Consider the following 14,968-nt stretch of genomic DNA (forward strand, 5'->3'; position numbering starts at 1 on the left):
CGTGCACTCGACATGCGCTGCCGCGCGCGCTGTTCACGGCCGAGACCGCGCTGCTCGAATCGCTGCAGACGTTCACGATCGAGAGCGGGCTCGCCTGCGCGCCGCGCACGAGGAAGTCGATCTCGATTACCTGCGCCGGGACATCGGAACGCTGATCGACGAATCGATCGAGGGCGCGCCGCGCGTGCGGCGGATCGTGCAGGACCTGCGCGACTTCTCGCGTGCGGGCAGCGAGGAATGGAACTTCGCCGACATCCACGAGGGATTTGAGGCGACGCGGACCGTCGTGCGCAGCGAGCTGAAGTACGAGGCGGAGGTCGTCAAGGATTACGGCGAGCTGCCGGCCGTCGAATGCATGCCGTCGCAGTTGAACCAGGTCGTGATGAACCTGCTGATGAACGCCGCGCACGCAATTGCCGAGCGCGGCACGATCACGATCCGCACGCGCCGGGACGGCGACGGCGTGACGATCGCGATCGAGGATACGGGCGTGGGCATTCCGGCGGACCGGCTCGCGAAGATCTTCGATCCGTTCCATACGACGAAGCCGGTCGGCAAGGGCACGGGGCTCGGGCTATCGGTGTCGTACGGGATCGTCGAAAAGCACGGCGGCCGGATAGCGGTCGACAGCGAGCCGGGCAACGGCTCGCGCTTCACGATCTGGCTGCCGATCGTTCGGCAGCGATCGCTTCAGGATGCGTCGGCCGGCGTGCGTCGATGCGTGCCGGATGCGCCGAGTGTGCGGCAGCGGCGCTGGCGCCGATGACATGCGCGCTTTCGGTGCGCACGTTCGAACCGATTCGACGTCGCCCGGCCGGGTCTCACGTCGCGAGCGGCGTTTCATGCAGATGCCGCCAGACGATGCGCGACGCCGCGTCGTACTCGAACACGACCGTCGAGCGTCTCGTGTTCGGGCGATCTTCACCGTCGATCTGCGTTTCCCGGTAGCCGATCACCGCGCCGTCGCGCCACGCGCCGATCCGTTGCAGTTCGTCGATCTCGATGCGCAGCCCCGGACGTTGGCCGTGTCCCCGGCGGAACAGTTCGTCGAGGCCGGCGCGGTCGAGCGACGCGCCGCGCGCGGCGATCATCGAGAAATGCGGCGAAAAGCGGCCCAGCAATGCGGGCAGGCGGTCGAATTCGGCCTGCCCGGACAACCAACGCTCGATGTCGACGTGCGCGTCGATGACTTCCTGAAAATACGGGTTCGTTTCGTTCATGATCGACTCGATTGGGTGTCCACGGAAACAGCGGGCGAGACCGCCGCGCGACGCGAGCCGAGCCGCGCGACGAGCGGCAGCGGCAGCAGCGTCAGCAGCGCGCCGAGCGCAAAGCACTGACGATACGCAAGCGGCGCGGCGCCGCCGTTGAACGTCAGCAGGAAATTGAGCGCGCTGCCGAGCGCGGCGACGCCCAGACAGAAACTCAACTGACGATTGAGGTTCCAGAGCGCGCTCGCTTCGCCCATGCTGGCGGCTGGCACGTCGAGAAACGCGGCGCTTTGCGACGTGCTCGTGCAGAGGCTCGCGCCGAAGCCCATCGCGGCGTAGGCCAGCACGCGGCCCGCCTCGTGCGCCGCGAACGGCGTTGCGAGCAGTGCGACGCCGACGCAGTCGATCACGATGCCGCAGGCGAGCAGCGGCCTTGCGCCGGCCGATGGGAAGACACGCCGTGTCGTCGCGATCGCGGCGAACGATGCGGCGGACCACGGCACCATCAGCGCGCCGACCTGCGTCGCGCTGAGCCCCAGCGCGTTCTGCAGAAAGAGCGATGCGATCAGATTCACGCCCGTGAAGACGCCGGGCACGCACAGATAGACGACGATGCCGACGCGCGGGAGCGGCTGCGAGAGCAGCGCGAGATCGAGCAGCGGCGCGCTCGATCGGCGCGCATGTCGGACGTATGCGAGGCCGGCGGCGCACGCGGTCGCGAGCGCGGCGATCGCCGGCATTTCCGCGCCGCGCCGGCTCGCGAACGTGAGGCCGAGCAGCAGCGCGACGAGCGCGGCCGCGCTGAGGCCGAGGCCCGCTGCATCGAGCGGGCGAGGCGCATCGCTGGCGACGTCGGCAGGCAGCCACGCGAGCGCGAGCGCGCACGACAACGCGGCGAGCGCGAGCATTCCCGCAAACACAGCGCGCCACGAGGCATGGTCGACGATCACGCCGCCGAGCGCGGGCGACGTCGCGGGAACGAGCAGCGCGACCATCATCACGATCGATGTCAGGCGGGCGCGCGCTTCGCGCGGATAGGCGCGATAGGTCATCGCCTGGCCCACGGGAATCAGCAGGCCGCCGCCGAGCCCCTGCACGAGCCGCGACGCGAGCAGCGCGCCGATCGACTGCGCGCTCGCCGCGCCGGCGCTGCCGAGCGCGAACACGAGCAGCGACGCCGCGAGCAGACGGCGCTCGCCGAACCGGTGCGCGAGCCACGCGCCGAGCGGAATCACGACGGTGAGCCCGAGCATGTAGAGGTTGCCGATCCACGCGAGCTGCGCGACCGATGCGTGCAGCTCGCGCTGCAGCGCCGGGTACGCGGCGTTGATCGCGAACATGTTCGCGAGGTCGATCGAGAAGCCGAGCAGATAGACGGCGGCGATGTGTGAGCGGGCGGACATGGAAGCAGCCGGTGACATCAGGCTGCGTAGTGTAAAGTCCGCGATCCGTGGCCGTCAGTCCGATTGACCGGATAGACTGATCGAAAAATTTTGACAATCGAGGGCGCGATGGTGAGCTTGGATCGTTTCGACGTGTTTCGCGCAGTCGTGGAGGCCGGTTCGTTCACGGGCGCGGCGGACGTGCTGAACCAGGCGCGCGCGGCCGTGAGCTTCAACGTCAAGCAGCTCGAGGCCGAGCTCGGCGTGACGCTGCTCACGCGCACGACGCGGCGCGTGGAGTTGACCGAAGCGGGCGAGCGTTTCTACGAGCGCTGCCTGCGCGTGCTCGCCGAAGCCGAAGAGGCGATCGACGATGCGCGCGGCGAGCACGGCGGGATGCAGGGCAGCTTGCGGGTCACGTCGACGGTCGAATACGCGCTGCGGGTCGTCGCGCCGGCGCTGCGCGAATTCACGAGCATGCATCCGGCGCTGCGCGTGCGGCTCGAGACGCATACGTCGCAGGCGGACCTCGTGCGCGATCGATTCGACGTCGCGATCCGGCTCGGCCGCTTCGAGCAGTTCCAGGACTTGCCGTACCGGGGCGTGTGCATCGACACCTACGACGTGCGGCCGGTGGCTTCGCCCGCGCTGCTGGCCGAGCACGGCGCCGCGCGAATCGAATCGCCGGACGCGCTCGCGCGCTTGCCGCAGCTCGGGCACAGCCGTCTGTCGCAGGTTGCGTCGTGGTTGCTGCACGATCGCGACGGGCGAGAGCACGTATATCGGCCTGCGGCGAAGCCGCATCTGATTGCGGACAACGCATCGGTGCTGTGCGCGTTCGCGCGGCAGGGCAGCGGCGTCGCGCTGCTGCCCGAGTGGCTCGTGCGCGACGATCTGGACAACGGAACGTTGATCGACGCGCTGCCGGATTATCGGTTTCCGCAGCAGGGCGTCTATGCGCTGTATCCGTCGACGCGGCACGTGCCGCAGAAGGTTCGCGCGTGGGTCGATTTCATCAAGTGCTACGTGCGGCGGCGCACGGAGGGCTGATGCGGGGTTGGGCGTGCCGTCTCTGGCGACGAAGGGGGCGGCATGGCGTGAGCCGCGCAGCGGGCGTTGCTTCGGCGCGTTGTGAAAACCACCCGCGTCGTTCACAATGCCCGATAGCTCGAATCGAGCCTTCGATTCGACCGTGGGCTCGTCGATCCGGGAGGGCGCGTGCGTTTCGACATCACCGATCTGCGTCTGTTCGTCGCCGTCGTCGAGGCGGGCAGCATCACGCACGGCGCGAGCCGGGCCAATCTGGCGCTCGGCTCCGCAAGCGGACGCATCAAGCAAGATGGAGGCGATGGCCGGCGTGCCGCTTCTCGTGCGCGAACGGCTCGGCGTGAAGCCGACGGAGGCGGGGCACACGCTCGATGCGATCTGCCGCCTCGTCGAAAACGGCGTCGGCGTATCGGTGGAGCCCGAGTCGGCCGCGCGGCGCTGCAAGCGAACGATGTCGATCAAGACGCTCGAGTTGCGCGACGACTGGGCGCGGCGCGATGGCGATACCCGTTCTTTCTTCAACAAGGAGGCGAGCATGAGCACGACGATTTCCGCGTATCGACAGATCGGCGACAAGCGGTTTCGCGAGATATCCGGCCTGTATTTCGAGGATTTCGAGCCGGGCAACGTCTATGAGCACCGGCCGGGCCGCACGATCACGGACGTCGACAACATCTGGATGACGCTCCTGACGATGAATACGCAGCAGGTGCATTTCGATGCCGAATACGCGGCGAAGACCGAATGGAAGAAGCTGCTCGTCGACAGCACGTTCACGCTCGCGCTGCTGACCGGCATGAGCGTGCGCACGGTCAGCGCGAAGGTGGTGGCGAATCTCGGCTGGGACAAGGTGAGGGCGAGCGCGCCGGTGTTCGCGGGCGACACGCTGTACGCGGAATCGACGGTGCTGTCGCGCCGCGAATCGAAGAGCCGGCCGACGCAGGGGATCGTGACCGTCGAGACGAAGGGCGTCAACCAGCACGGTGTCGTCGTGATGTCGTTCGAGCGCACGATGCTGATCTACAAGCGCGGTCATTCGCCGGAAGCCGACGCCAACTACTGAACGGCGAAAACTGAACGCCGGGGAGGTTCGGGATGCTGAAGAAAGTCTATGCGGGCAAGCTGACGTCGCCGGAGCGGGCGGTGTCGGAAGTGCGCAGCGGCTCGGCGATGCATTCGACGTGCCGGGCATGCTGCGCGAGGCGCCGCACGCGGAGCAACCGGGGCGGCGCATCACGGAGGCGCTCGCGGCGCACGGCGCGCCGACGCTCTTCTGCATTCCGGGCGCCGGCGCGAGCGTGACGACGCGCAACCCGCTTGTCGATCGAGCGATCGGGATGCCGATCGCGTGCCCGCCGGCATGATTCGCCGGATCAGCGAACGGATGTGACACTGGTCGCCCCCGAAGCTCCCGAAGCGCGGCCCCCTCGATCCGTCTTCCCGTCGCCCCCCGGCCGCTGCGCGAGCCGCCGGACCTGCTGCGCCAGCTCCGCAAGCGAAATCTGCCCGCGCATCTCGGTCACGAAATTCCCCGCCAGCACCGCGACGATCAGCACTGCGATCGCGCCCTTGAGCGGCTGGCCGACCGACATCAGATCGAGCTTCTGCGCCGACCGCGCGACGAACGCGAGGCCCAGGTCGACGAGCACCAGCATCGCCATCATCGGCGTCGCGATCCGCGCGATCATGTTCATCAGCATGTCGATCCGCGCCTGCGCGAACGCTTCGAGCAGCGGCGCGGGAACCGGATCGAACGACCCGAGCGGCCACCATGCATACGATTCGACCAGCGCGCCGAGCAGGAACGTCATGCCGCCCAGCAGCCAGAACGACGCGATCGTCAGTTGCCCGAACAGCGTCGCCATCAGCGATGTCTGCGTGCCCGAGCTCGGGTTCTGCATCTGCACGTTGTTGAAGCCGGCAACGTCGTCGACATACGTGCCGATCGCCTCGGCGGCCCAGAACACCGTCGACGCGGCGATGCCGAGCACGAGCCCGATCACGGCCTCCTTCAAGCAGGCGATCACGAGAAACGCGCCGTGAAGCTGCGGAATCAGCGCCTGCTGCCCGCACGCGATGAACAGGCACCACACCGCCGCCGCGCCGCTGCGCATCGGGCCTTTCATCACGGTGTCGGCGGTCGCGGGCAGGATCGACATGATCACGAGCAGCCGCTCGCTCGACAGCGCGAGCAGCACGATGAAGCCGATGAGTTCGTCGCCCAGGTGCAGCAGCGCAAAGATGTCGCTGGTGTTCATCCGCATGCCTCGTCCGATGCCCGCGCGGCCGCGAGCCGGCGTGCGAGCACGCCTTCTTCGATGTCCTCGTCCTGCGTGTCCTCGGCGGCCGCCTCGGCCGTGCGCGCGAGCTGCTTGATCCGCTCGCGCACGACGTCGATCTGCGCGTCGTTGCGCGCGATCCGGCGCGCGGTCGCGGCGAGCTGGTCGAGCTTCGCCTGCAGCGCCGCGCGCAGCCCCGCGCATTGCGCGCTCGCGAGCGCGTGCTCGTCGAGCAGTGCATCGCGATAGCGGCGGCACGCCGCGTAATCGCCGACCGCGAACGGCGCGTGGCCGGCCGCCATCGCGTCCACGCGCGCCGCATAGCGATTCGCCGCATCGAGCTTCGCGTGCGCGTGCGCTTCGCCCTGCGCGAGTTCGGCCGCCGCCGCGTCGCGTTCGGCGCGCAGCGCGGCCTGCTCCGCGCGCAGCCTCGCGCCGCGCTGCTCGCGCCGCGCGAGGAGCGTCTCGAAGGCGCGCTGCCTGCGGCGCATCACTGGACGAGCGCGTGCAGCGCGGCGAGCGTCGCGTCGGGCGGCGAGTACTCGTCGGTGCGCTGGTTGAGGAACGTGCGAATCCGGTCGATCTTCGCGACCGCCTCGTCGGCCGCCGGATCGCTGCCCGCCTGGTATTCGCCGAGCTGCAGCAGCGTCTCGATCTCTCGGTGCTTCGCGAGCAACTGGCGCAGCCGGCCCGCCGCGCCGACGTGCTCGCGCGTCGCGACCTGCGGCATGATCCGCGACAGGCTGCCGAGCACGTCGATCGCCGGATACTGGTTGCGCGCGGCGATCTCGCGCGACAGGATGATGTGGCCGTCGAGAATGCCGCGCACTTCCTCGGCGATCGGGTCGCTGCCGGAATCGTCCTCGGCGAGCACCGTGTAGAGCGCGGTGATCGAACCGTGCTCGCCCATCCCGGTGCGCTCGAGCAGGCGCGGCAGCTCGGCGAACACGGAAGGCGGGAAGCCGCGCCGCGCGGGCGGCTCGCCGGCCGCGAGGCCGATCTCGCGGCCGGCGCGCGCGAAGCGCGTGAGCGAATCCATCATCAGCAGCACGCGCTTGCCCTGGTCGCGGAAATACTCGGCGATCGCGGTGGCCGCATACGCGGCCTTCGCGCGCTCGATCGACGAGCGGTCGGACGTCGCGCACACGACGACCGAGCGCGCCATGCCGTCCTCGCCCATGATCAGCTCGACGAACTCGCGCACTTCGCGGCCGCGCTCGCCGATCAGCGCGATCACGTTGACGTCGCACGACGCGCCGCGCGCGAACATGCCGAGCAGCGTGCTCTTGCCGACGCCCGCGGGCGCGAAGATCCCCATGCGCTGGCCTTCGCCGAGCGTGATCAGGCCGTCGACGATGCGCACGCCGGTGGCGAGCGGCGCGTCGACCATCCGCCGCGACATCGGGTTCGGCGGCGGCGCGATCACGGGACGCAGCGCGTCGTAGTCGAGCTCGCCGCGCCCGTCGATCGGCTCGCCGAAACTGTCGATCACGCGCCCGAGGATGCCGTGGCCGACCTTCACCGACAGCGGCCGCCGCAGGCCGATCACGCGCGTGCCGCGATTGATCTCGCCGAGCGTGCCGAACGGCGACAGCAGCGCGACGTTGCGGGTGAAGCCGACGACTTCCGCATGCTGGATCAGCGCGCCCGACGCGCTGCGCAGCTCGCACAGCTCGCCCAACGTCGCTTCGAGGCCGACCACGCGCATGAGCGTGCCGATCACTTCGAGCACCTTGCCCGTCATGTCGACGGCGGGCTCGATCGCGAGCCGCGCGGCCATCGCGTCGGCGACGCGGGACAGATCGGTCAACGCATTCATGGGCGGCCCGCGTCGTCGAGCGCGCGGGCGAGCGCCGCGCGGATCGCGTTCAGTTGCGTGTCGAGGCTCGCGTCGACGGTGCCGAAATCGGATTCGCACACGCAGGTGCCGCGCGCGACGCGCGGCTCGACGACGACGTCGACGGGCGCGTTGCGGCCCTGCCGGCGCCATGCGTCGGCCAGCAGCCCGAACTGCTCGCGCGCGGCGTCGTAGTCGGCGTCGCACACGCGCACCGTCAGATAGCTCGCGCCGGCGACGACGCGCTCGACGGTCTCCGCCGCGCGCGCGAAGAGGCCGCGCGCGTCCTCCGCGCGCACCATCTGCTGGACGGCCGCGGCGACGAGCTCCGCGAGCCGCTCGCGCATCCGGTCGCGCACGCGCCGCTCCTGCTCGAACGAATCGGCCGCCTGCGCGTGCCAGTCGGCGATCGCCTGCGCGCGGCCCGAATCGTAGCCGCGCGCGTATGCGCTGTCGTGCTCGCGCCGCGCGGCGTCGACGAGCGCGGCGGCCTGCGCGCGCGCGTCGGCGGCGATCCGTTCGGCTTCGTCGCGTGCCGCGCGCAGCACGGCGTCGCGTTCCGCCGCGAGCGCGTCGAGCGCGGCGTCGAGCGCCTGAACCGTTTCGAACGCGTCTCGGCGCAGCACGCCGTGCGGCGCCGCGATGCAGAGATCGTCGGCGAGCGCAATCCCGCGGTTCTTCAGCCAAAAAGCCATGACCACTCCGGAAACAGCGACGGCAGGTGCGCGAGCAGCATCGCGCCGTCCGCGTCAGCCGCCGCGCGTTCGATCCACGGCGCGCGCGCGGCGTCGCGCGGCAGCGCGAGGCGCACGATGCGCATCGGCCCCGCCGGCGACCAGGCCCGGTCGCGCTCGAACAGGCACCAGCCTTCCCAGGCGAGGTCGTCGCCGGACAGCCGTGCGAGCGGCGCGGCCGGCTCGCGGCGATCGAGATCGCGCGCGCGCGGCGCGTCGGGCAGCGCGGCGAGCGCGCGGCAGCCGCCCGCGCCGACCCAGCCTGCAAGCCGCTCGCGGCTCGCGCGGCCGATCCAGTGGCGCAGCTCGGCGCGCCGGAACAGCAGCGCGCGCACGCGCATGAGCCGCAGCGCATCGGCCACAGGCAGCGCGGCGAGCCGGTCCGCGGGCGCGTCGAAGCCGTCGAGCGCCGGCGACGGGCCCGCGAGCGTGCGCAACAGCAGCCGCGAGCACGCGGCGCGCAGCGCGGGCGCGCGCTCATGCATTGTCGCGACGAGCGGCGCGAGCGCGCCGTGCCAGCTCGCGTGGACCCAGTCCGCCGCGCGTCGCGCGTTCGCATCGTAGCCGGCGAGCCACGCGGCCCGCGTCGAGACGCTCGCGACGCTCGCGACGCTCGCGGCCGGCGCGCCGCCGCTCATCGCGCGCCGGCCTGCCGAGGCGCGGCCGCGGCCTTCGCGCCGCCGCCGCGCAGCCGCGCGGCGAGGCCGCCCACACCCGAGCCGCCGCCCTTGCGCGCGCGCCACCACAGTGCGCCGCCCGCGGCCGCGAGCGCGACGCCTACGAGGATGGCGACGAGCACGCCGGCGAGCGTCGCGCCGCCGGATTTCTGCGCGGGCGGCTGCGCGGCCGACACGAGATCGACCGGGTCGGCCGCGACCGACGTGACGCTCACTTCGTCGTACGTCAGCCCTTCGACGCTATGGACGACGAGGTTCTTGATCTGCGGCGTGAGCGTCGCGAGATTCGCGTTCGGCCGGTACTTGATGAACACCGACGCCGACGAAGGCTTCGCGACCTGCGCGAGCGGATCGTTGTTCGGCAGCACGATGTGCACGCGCGCGACGACGACGCCGTCGATCTTCGACAGCGTATCCGACAGCTCCTGCGACACGCCGTAGATGAACCGCACGCGCTCCTCGGTCGGCGTCGACACGAGGCCGTCCTTCTTGAAGAGCGCGCCGAGATCGTCGTAGCGTGCCGCGGGCAGCCCGCGCGCGCGCAGCACTTCCATCGCCTTGACGATCTGCTTGTCGTCGACGGCGAGCGTCCACGTCTTGCCGCCGTCGGGCGTCTTCTTCTGCGCGTCGACGCCGTTTTGCAGCAGCGCGGCCATCATTTCGTTGCAGTCGCGCTCGGCGAGGCCGCCGTACAGCTCCTGCCGGCAGCCGGCGGCGAGCGCCATGCACGCGACGAGCGCGGCGAGCCGGGCCCTGCGGCCGGCGGCCGCGGAGATCGGGAGACGGAGTGTGTTCATGATCACTGGTTCTTCATCAGCGAGCCGATCGCGTCCTTCGTCGACGTGACGACGCTCATCTTCGCCTGCAGGTCGATCTGCATCGCGGTCGCCTCGGCCGACACCTGGATCGACGCCGCGACCATCTCGCTCATCGACATCTCGTTCGCGTGCCGGCTCAGATAGGCGGTGTTCTCGAGCACCTGCTTGAGCGCGGCGTCCGACGTCTCGACGAGTTTCGACACCGCGCTCGTTTCGTGCGCCTGCGCGACGGGCGGCGTCGGCGTCGCGTTCGACATCAGCGCCTGGAAGCGGCCGGCGACGTCGGCAGGTACTTCCGGCGGGACGTTAGGCATCGACGCGGCCGGCGCGGCGGCCGCGTCCGAGAACGCGACGTCGAGCGCGCGGGTCAGATCCACCGGGGAAAGCGGGGCGTTCATGCGGATCTCCTCGTCAAAGACGCAGATATTGCTGGTGCGAGAACGCGGCCTGCGCATCGAAGCCGCTCGACGGATTCGCGGGCGGCGCATCGGCCGCGTCGCCGCTCGGGTTCGCGTTCGCGACCGATTCGGGCAGCTCCCATACGCCCGTGCGTTGCGCGTGCTCCTTCGCGAGCATCACGTCGTGCTGCCGCTCGAGCGCCTTGACGAGCGCGATCGCCTGCGCGGGGCCGCCCGCCGCCAGCACGTCGTCGGCGGCGATTCGCCATTGCGGATCGCGCTTCAGTTGCAGCGCGAACGCGAGCAGCGCCTTGCCGTAGATCGCGTTCGTCGGGCCGTTCGCGACCGCCGCGAACACGCGCACCGCGTCGTCGAAGTGGCCGAGCGCGACGTGCAGCATGCCGTCGAACATGTCGGCGGCGGGCAGTTGCGGCGCGAGCACGCGCAGCGCGTCGATCAGCAGGCCGATGTCGTAGGGATCGGCGGCCGGACCGCCGAGCGCGCCGCCGAGCGAGAGGCTCGCCGCGTCGATCAATACGTTCAACGCTGCCTGGCTGCATCGCAGATAGGTCGGCCGGGATTCGTCCATGGTGTGCGCTCCGTGTCGCCGCGCGAGCGGCGCATGTCGTTGAGGAAAAGGCGTATGGGGCGCAAGGTAGCAGCGCGCCGCCGCCGCCCGGCCGCCGATGCGAAGCGCGCGCGTGCGGCGCGAAGCGTCGCGCGCGCTTCGCGCCGCACGGCGCGGCTTCGGGCCGGCGCGCGCGCGCGGCGCGGCGCGCCGCTAACGTACGCGCCATGTCCGACTCTCGACAGGAACGGCGGCGATGGCCGAAGAGAAAACCGAGGAGCCCACCGAGAAGAAGCTGAAGACGGCCCGCGAGAAAGGCCAGGTCGCGAAGAGCAAGGACGTCGCGGACGCGGTGACGCTGGCGGCCGCGATCGGCGTGCTGACGGCGGGCGAATCGATGCTGACGGGCGGCCTCACGCGCGCGATCCGCACCGCGCTCGACTTCGTGCACGGCGAGCGCACGCCGCAGGCGACGCTCGCCGCGCTGCACGATCTCGCGGCGAGCGCCGCGCTGACGATGCTGCCGTTCGTCGCCGCCGCGATCGTCGCGGGCGTCGCGTCGCAGGCGCCGCAGGCGGGCTTCATGATCACGCTCGAGCCCGTGATGCCGAAGTTCGACGCGATCAATCCGATGGCGGGCATCAAGCGGATCTTCTCGCTGAAGTCGCTGCTCGAGCTCGTGAAGATGATCGTCAAGGCGATCGTGCTCGCGTGCGTGATCTGGAAGATGATGACGTCGCTGTTTCCGCTCGTCGTCGCGAGCGTGTACGAGGCGACGCCGCAGCTCGCGCGCGTGCTGTGGACCGTGCTGATGAAGCTCGTCGGCGTAGTCGCGCTCGTCGTCGCGGTGTTCGCGGCGGCCGACTACAAGATCGCGCGCGTGATGTTCATCCGCGACAACCGGATGACGAAGGAAGAGACGAAGCGCGAGCACAAGGAGAGCGAGGGCGATCCGCACACGAAGGGCGAGCGCCGCCGGCTCGCGCGCGAGATCGCGACGAGCGCGCCGCCGCGGCAGAAGGTCGGGCAGGCGAACGTGCTCGTCGTCAACCCGACGCACTACGCGGTCGCGATTCGCTACGCGCCCGACGAGCATCCGCTGCCGCGGGTGATCGAGAAGGCCGTCGATGCCGGCGCGCTCGCGCTGCGCCGCCACGCGCACGCGCTCGGCGTGCCGATCGTCGGCAACCCGAGCGTCGCGCGCGCGCTGTACCGCGTCGAGCGCGACGCGGCGATTCCCGAAGAACTGTTCGAAACGGTGGCCGCGATCCTGCGCTGGGTCGAATCCATCTCGGGGGCGCGCGCCGATGCCGCCCCTGCCTCCGCGAGGTCGTCATGACGCTGAAAACCCTCAAACTTCCCGCCGGCGGCGAGGTCGGCATCACGGTGCTCGTCGTCGCGATCGTGTCGCTGATGATCCTGCCACTGCCGCCAGAGGTGATCGACGTGCTGCTCGGCATCAACATCGCGATCAGCGTCACGCTGCTGATGGTGACGATGTATGTCGGCAGCATCGTGTCGCTGTCGGTGTTTCCGTCGGTCCTGCTGTTCACGACGCTGTACCGGCTGTCGCTGAACATCGCATCGACGAAATCGATCCTGCTGCACGCGAACGCGGGCGACATCATCGAGAGCTTCGGCGAGCTCGTCGTCGGCGGCAATCTCGTCGTCGGCCTCGTCGTGTTCCTGATCATCACGACCGTGCAGTTCATCGTGATCGCGAAGGGTTCGGAGCGCGTGGCCGAAGTCGGCGCGCGCTTCACGCTCGACGCGATGCCGGGCAAGCAGATGAGCATCGACGCCGACCTGCGCGCGAACATCCTGACGCCCGACGAGGCGCGTCGCAAGCGCGCGACGCTCGCGAAGGAGAGCCAGTTGCACGGCGGGATGGACGGCGCGATGAAGTTCGTCAAGGGCGACGCGATCGCGGGGCTCATCATCACGCTCGTGAACATCGTCGCGGGCATCGCGATCGGCGTGATGTACCACGGGATGACGGCGGGGGAAGCCGCGAACCGCTTCTCGATCCTGTCGGTCGGCGACGCGATGGTGTCGCAGATTCCGTCGCTGCTGATCTCGGTCGCGGCGGGCGTGATGATCACGCGCGTCGCCGACGATCACGACGAAGGCGAAGGCACGTCGCTCGGCTCCGAGATCGCGAGGCAACTGGGCGGCAGCCATCGCGCGCTGTATTTCGCGGCGGTGCTGCTGCTCGGCTTCGCCGCGGTGCCGGGCTTTCCGGCGGCGCTCTTCGTGCTGCTGTCGGCGACGCTCGCGTTCGCCGGCTACCGGCTGCAAAAGGGAGCGCGCCGCTCGACCGCGCGCGGCGAGCCGGTGATCGCGCTGCAGCGCGCGGGCGCGAAGAGCGGCACGCCGTCGATCCTGCCGCGCGCGCCGCTCTTCACGTGCGCGATCGGCGTGCGCGTCTCGCCCGATCTCGTCGCGCGGCTCGCGCCCGCCGCGCTCGATCGCGCGTTCGACGAGGAGCGCGCGAAGCTGCAGGAGGAGCAGGGGCTGCCATTTCCCGGCATCACGCTGTGGACGAGCGGCGCGCTGCCCGCGGCGACGTGCGAGATCCTGATGCGCGACGTGCCGCAGGCGCGGCTCGAATTGCCGGCTGACCAGACGATGCTGCCCGACGCGGCGTCCGATCCCGCGCTCGCCGGCCGCTGCACGAAGCGCGGGCCCGCGGGCGGGCTCGCCGAGAGCTACTGGATCGACGACAAGGCGGCGCCGGCCGGCGCGCGCGCGTGGCGCGCCGAGCAGGTGATCGCGCACGAGACGATCGCGCTGCTCAGGCGCAACGCCTACCTGTTCCTCGGCATTCAGGAAACCCAGTGGATTCTCGACCAGCTCGGCCTCGACTATCCGGGGCTCGTCGCCGAGGTGCAGAAGGCGCTGCCGACGCAGCGCATCGCCGACGTGCTGCGCCGCCTGCTCGAAGAGCACATCCCGATCCGCAACGCGCGCGACATCATGGAGAGCCTCGTCGCGTGGGGGCCGAAGGAGAAGGACATGCTGATGCTCGCCGAATACGTGCGCGGCGACCTGTCGCGCTATCTCGCGTATCGCGCGGCGCGCGGCGCGCGGCAATTGCCGGCCGTGCTGCTCGACATGGCGGTCGAGCAGCACATCCGGCAGTCGATCAAGCAGACGCCCGCCGGCAACTTCCTCGCGCTGCCGCCCGAGCAGGTGCGCTATCTGGTCGACAGCATCGCGTCGTTCGTCGGCGACGCGCCGCGCGACGACGTCGCGCTCGTCACGTCGATGGACGTGCGCCGCTACACGCGGCGGATGATCGAGGCGCGGCTCGGCTGGCTGCCCGTCTATTCGTATCAGGAGCTCGGCGACCAGGTCGAATTGCGGCCGGTCGGCCGCGTGACGATGCCGACGGCGGCCCACGCATGAGCGCCGCCGACCTGAGGCCCGTGCGGATCATCGCGGGCGAGCCCGCGCCCGAGCCGGGCGGCGCGCCGCGCGCCGCGCGCCGCGGCTTCGACTACGCGCAGTTGATGCGGCGCTCGCGCGTCGCGCCGGCCGGCGAGCGCGCACCGGACGGCGGCGACGCGCGGCGGCGCGACGCGTCGAGCCAGTGGCGCGGCGGCGCGACGCCGCGCGTCGAGCGCGATCCGGCTGCGCTGCCGGACGCGGTCGGGCGCGAGGCGATGGCGCGCGCGCGCGCGGGCTCCGATGCGTTCGTCAATCAGGTGTTCGCGCAGCGCGAGCGGATGGTGCGCGTGGCCGAAGCGCTCGCGCCCGAGATTGCCGCGCTGTGCGCAGACGACGCATCGAGCCGATGGGAGATCAGCCTGCCGCTCGACGCCGCGCTGCTGCCGGACACGGTGCTGCATCTCGTTCTTTCGCGTTTCGACTTGCGGCTTCGGTTCGACACGCCGGACGCGGCGACGCGGCACTTACTCTCTACGCATGGCGCGACGCTGCACGCGCGACTCGACGCGCTGCTCGCGCATGACGGCGCGCCGCGCACCATCGAGATCGACGTCGGCTGAGCGAGCG

Annotated in this window: 16 protein-coding genes and 2 pseudogenes; 8 read left to right on the forward strand and 10 right to left on the reverse strand. The window is 70.5% G+C overall.

Translation table 11 applies throughout. From position 1 onward, the window contains the following. Positions 1-82: 82 nt before the first annotated feature. A pseudogene (gene nosK / locus AQ610_RS22585) lies at positions 83-766 on the forward strand (nitric oxide sensor histdine kinase NosK); the annotation flags it as partial. A gap of 55 nt (positions 767-821) precedes the next feature. Here nosK and AQ610_RS22590 read toward each other — a convergent pair. Further along, positions 822-1,220, reverse strand: a complete 399-nt coding sequence (locus AQ610_RS22590; RefSeq protein WP_006028704.1) for a hypothetical protein — start codon at positions 1,218-1,220, stop codon at positions 822-824. Beyond that, complete coding sequence (locus AQ610_RS22595) at positions 1,217-2,614, reverse strand: MFS transporter (RefSeq protein WP_006028705.1); 1,398 nt, start codon at positions 2,612-2,614, stop codon at positions 1,217-1,219. Before AQ610_RS22595 ends, AQ610_RS22590 begins: the two co-directional genes overlap by 4 nt. A gap of 108 nt (positions 2,615-2,722) precedes the next feature. On the opposite strand from AQ610_RS22595, the gene AQ610_RS22600 reads away from it, so the two are divergent. The 4 genes and pseudogenes from AQ610_RS22600 (at position 2,723) to AQ610_RS36350 (ending at position 5,004) form a co-directional block, all read left to right on the forward strand. Further along, the gene (locus AQ610_RS22600) at positions 2,723-3,643 is read left to right on the forward strand and encodes a LysR family transcriptional regulator (protein WP_009915589.1); all 921 of its coding nucleotides are present in this window, start codon (positions 2,723-2,725) and stop codon (positions 3,641-3,643) included. A gap of 168 nt (positions 3,644-3,811) precedes the next feature. Then, positions 3,812-4,139 (forward strand): annotated as a pseudogene (locus tag AQ610_RS38425) (LysR family transcriptional regulator); the annotation flags it as partial. Positions 4,140-4,175: 36 nt separating this feature from the next. Further along, positions 4,176-4,703: a (R)-specific enoyl-CoA hydratase RipB/Ich gene (gene ripB, locus AQ610_RS22605; protein ID WP_009915588.1), complete on the forward strand. Its 528-nt coding sequence runs from the start codon at positions 4,176-4,178 to the stop codon at positions 4,701-4,703. A 118-nt stretch (positions 4,704-4,821) separates the two neighbouring features. Beyond that, positions 4,822-5,004 carry a hypothetical protein gene (locus tag AQ610_RS36350; protein WP_144411899.1) on the forward strand — a complete coding sequence of 61 codons (183 nt, stop codon included), beginning with the start codon at positions 4,822-4,824 and terminating at the stop codon, positions 5,002-5,004. Between the two features lie 9 nt (positions 5,005-5,013). Here the strand turns inward: AQ610_RS36350 and sctT are convergent, their stop codons facing one another. The 8 genes from sctT to AQ610_RS22645 are packed head-to-tail and all read right to left on the reverse strand — an operon-like array spanning position 5,014 to position 10,972. Further along, positions 5,014-5,898 (reverse strand): type III secretion system export apparatus subunit SctT, encoded by an 885-nt coding sequence (sctT, locus tag AQ610_RS22610; RefSeq protein WP_009915586.1) that lies wholly within the window; start codon positions 5,896-5,898, stop codon positions 5,014-5,016. Then, entirely contained in the window at positions 5,895-6,413 is a 519-nt protein-coding gene (locus AQ610_RS22615) for a type III secretion protein HrpB7 (protein ID WP_085954771.1), read from the reverse strand. The genes sctT and AQ610_RS22615 overlap by 4 nt, the downstream gene beginning before the upstream one ends. Next, positions 6,410-7,738 carry a type III secretion system ATPase SctN gene (gene sctN, locus AQ610_RS22620; protein WP_006028710.1) on the reverse strand — a complete coding sequence of 443 codons (1,329 nt, stop codon included), beginning with the start codon at positions 7,736-7,738 and terminating at the stop codon, positions 6,410-6,412. Before sctN ends, AQ610_RS22615 begins: the two co-directional genes overlap by 4 nt. Beyond that, positions 7,735-8,451 (reverse strand): type III secretion system stator protein SctL, encoded by a 717-nt coding sequence (gene sctL, locus AQ610_RS22625; RefSeq protein WP_043283096.1) that lies wholly within the window; start codon positions 8,449-8,451, stop codon positions 7,735-7,737. The genes sctN and sctL overlap by 4 nt, the downstream gene beginning before the upstream one ends. Beyond that, positions 8,436-9,128, reverse strand: coding sequence for a type III secretion protein HrpB4 (locus tag AQ610_RS22630; protein ID WP_006028712.1), 693 nt, complete (start codon positions 9,126-9,128; stop codon positions 8,436-8,438). The genes sctL and AQ610_RS22630 overlap by 16 nt, the downstream gene beginning before the upstream one ends. Further along, positions 9,125-9,964: a type III secretion system inner membrane ring lipoprotein SctJ gene (sctJ, locus tag AQ610_RS22635; RefSeq protein ID WP_015603946.1), complete on the reverse strand. Its 840-nt coding sequence runs from the start codon at positions 9,962-9,964 to the stop codon at positions 9,125-9,127. The genes AQ610_RS22630 and sctJ overlap by 4 nt, the downstream gene beginning before the upstream one ends. A gap of 2 nt (positions 9,965-9,966) precedes the next feature. Further along, positions 9,967-10,383: a type III secretion protein HrpB2 gene (locus AQ610_RS22640; RefSeq protein ID WP_015602697.1), complete on the reverse strand. Its 417-nt coding sequence runs from the start codon at positions 10,381-10,383 to the stop codon at positions 9,967-9,969. A 13-nt stretch (positions 10,384-10,396) separates the two neighbouring features. Next, positions 10,397-10,972, reverse strand: coding sequence for an HrpB1 family type III secretion system apparatus protein (locus tag AQ610_RS22645; protein ID WP_006028715.1), 576 nt, complete (start codon positions 10,970-10,972; stop codon positions 10,397-10,399). Between the two features lie 235 nt (positions 10,973-11,207). Between AQ610_RS22645 and sctU the strand changes: the two genes are divergently transcribed. Genes sctU through sctP form a run of 3 tightly spaced genes read left to right on the forward strand, consistent with a single transcriptional unit; the run spans position 11,208 to position 14,961 of the window. Further along, positions 11,208-12,290 carry a type III secretion system export apparatus subunit SctU gene (gene sctU / locus AQ610_RS22655; protein WP_006028716.1) on the forward strand — a complete coding sequence of 361 codons (1,083 nt, stop codon included), beginning with the start codon at positions 11,208-11,210 and terminating at the stop codon, positions 12,288-12,290. Beyond that, entirely contained in the window at positions 12,287-14,359 is a 2,073-nt protein-coding gene (gene sctV / locus AQ610_RS22660; protein WP_006028717.1) for a type III secretion system export apparatus subunit SctV, read from the forward strand. The genes sctU and sctV overlap by 4 nt, the downstream gene beginning before the upstream one ends. Continuing rightward, positions 14,356-14,961: a type III secretion system protein SctP gene (gene sctP, locus AQ610_RS22665; RefSeq protein WP_006028718.1), complete on the forward strand. Its 606-nt coding sequence runs from the start codon at positions 14,356-14,358 to the stop codon at positions 14,959-14,961. Before sctV ends, sctP begins: the two co-directional genes overlap by 4 nt. Positions 14,962-14,968 lie beyond the last annotated feature (7 nt).

Source organism: Burkholderia humptydooensis (assembly GCF_001513745.1).
In the GTDB taxonomy this organism is placed as follows: Bacteria; Pseudomonadota; Gammaproteobacteria; order Burkholderiales; family Burkholderiaceae; genus Burkholderia; species Burkholderia humptydooensis.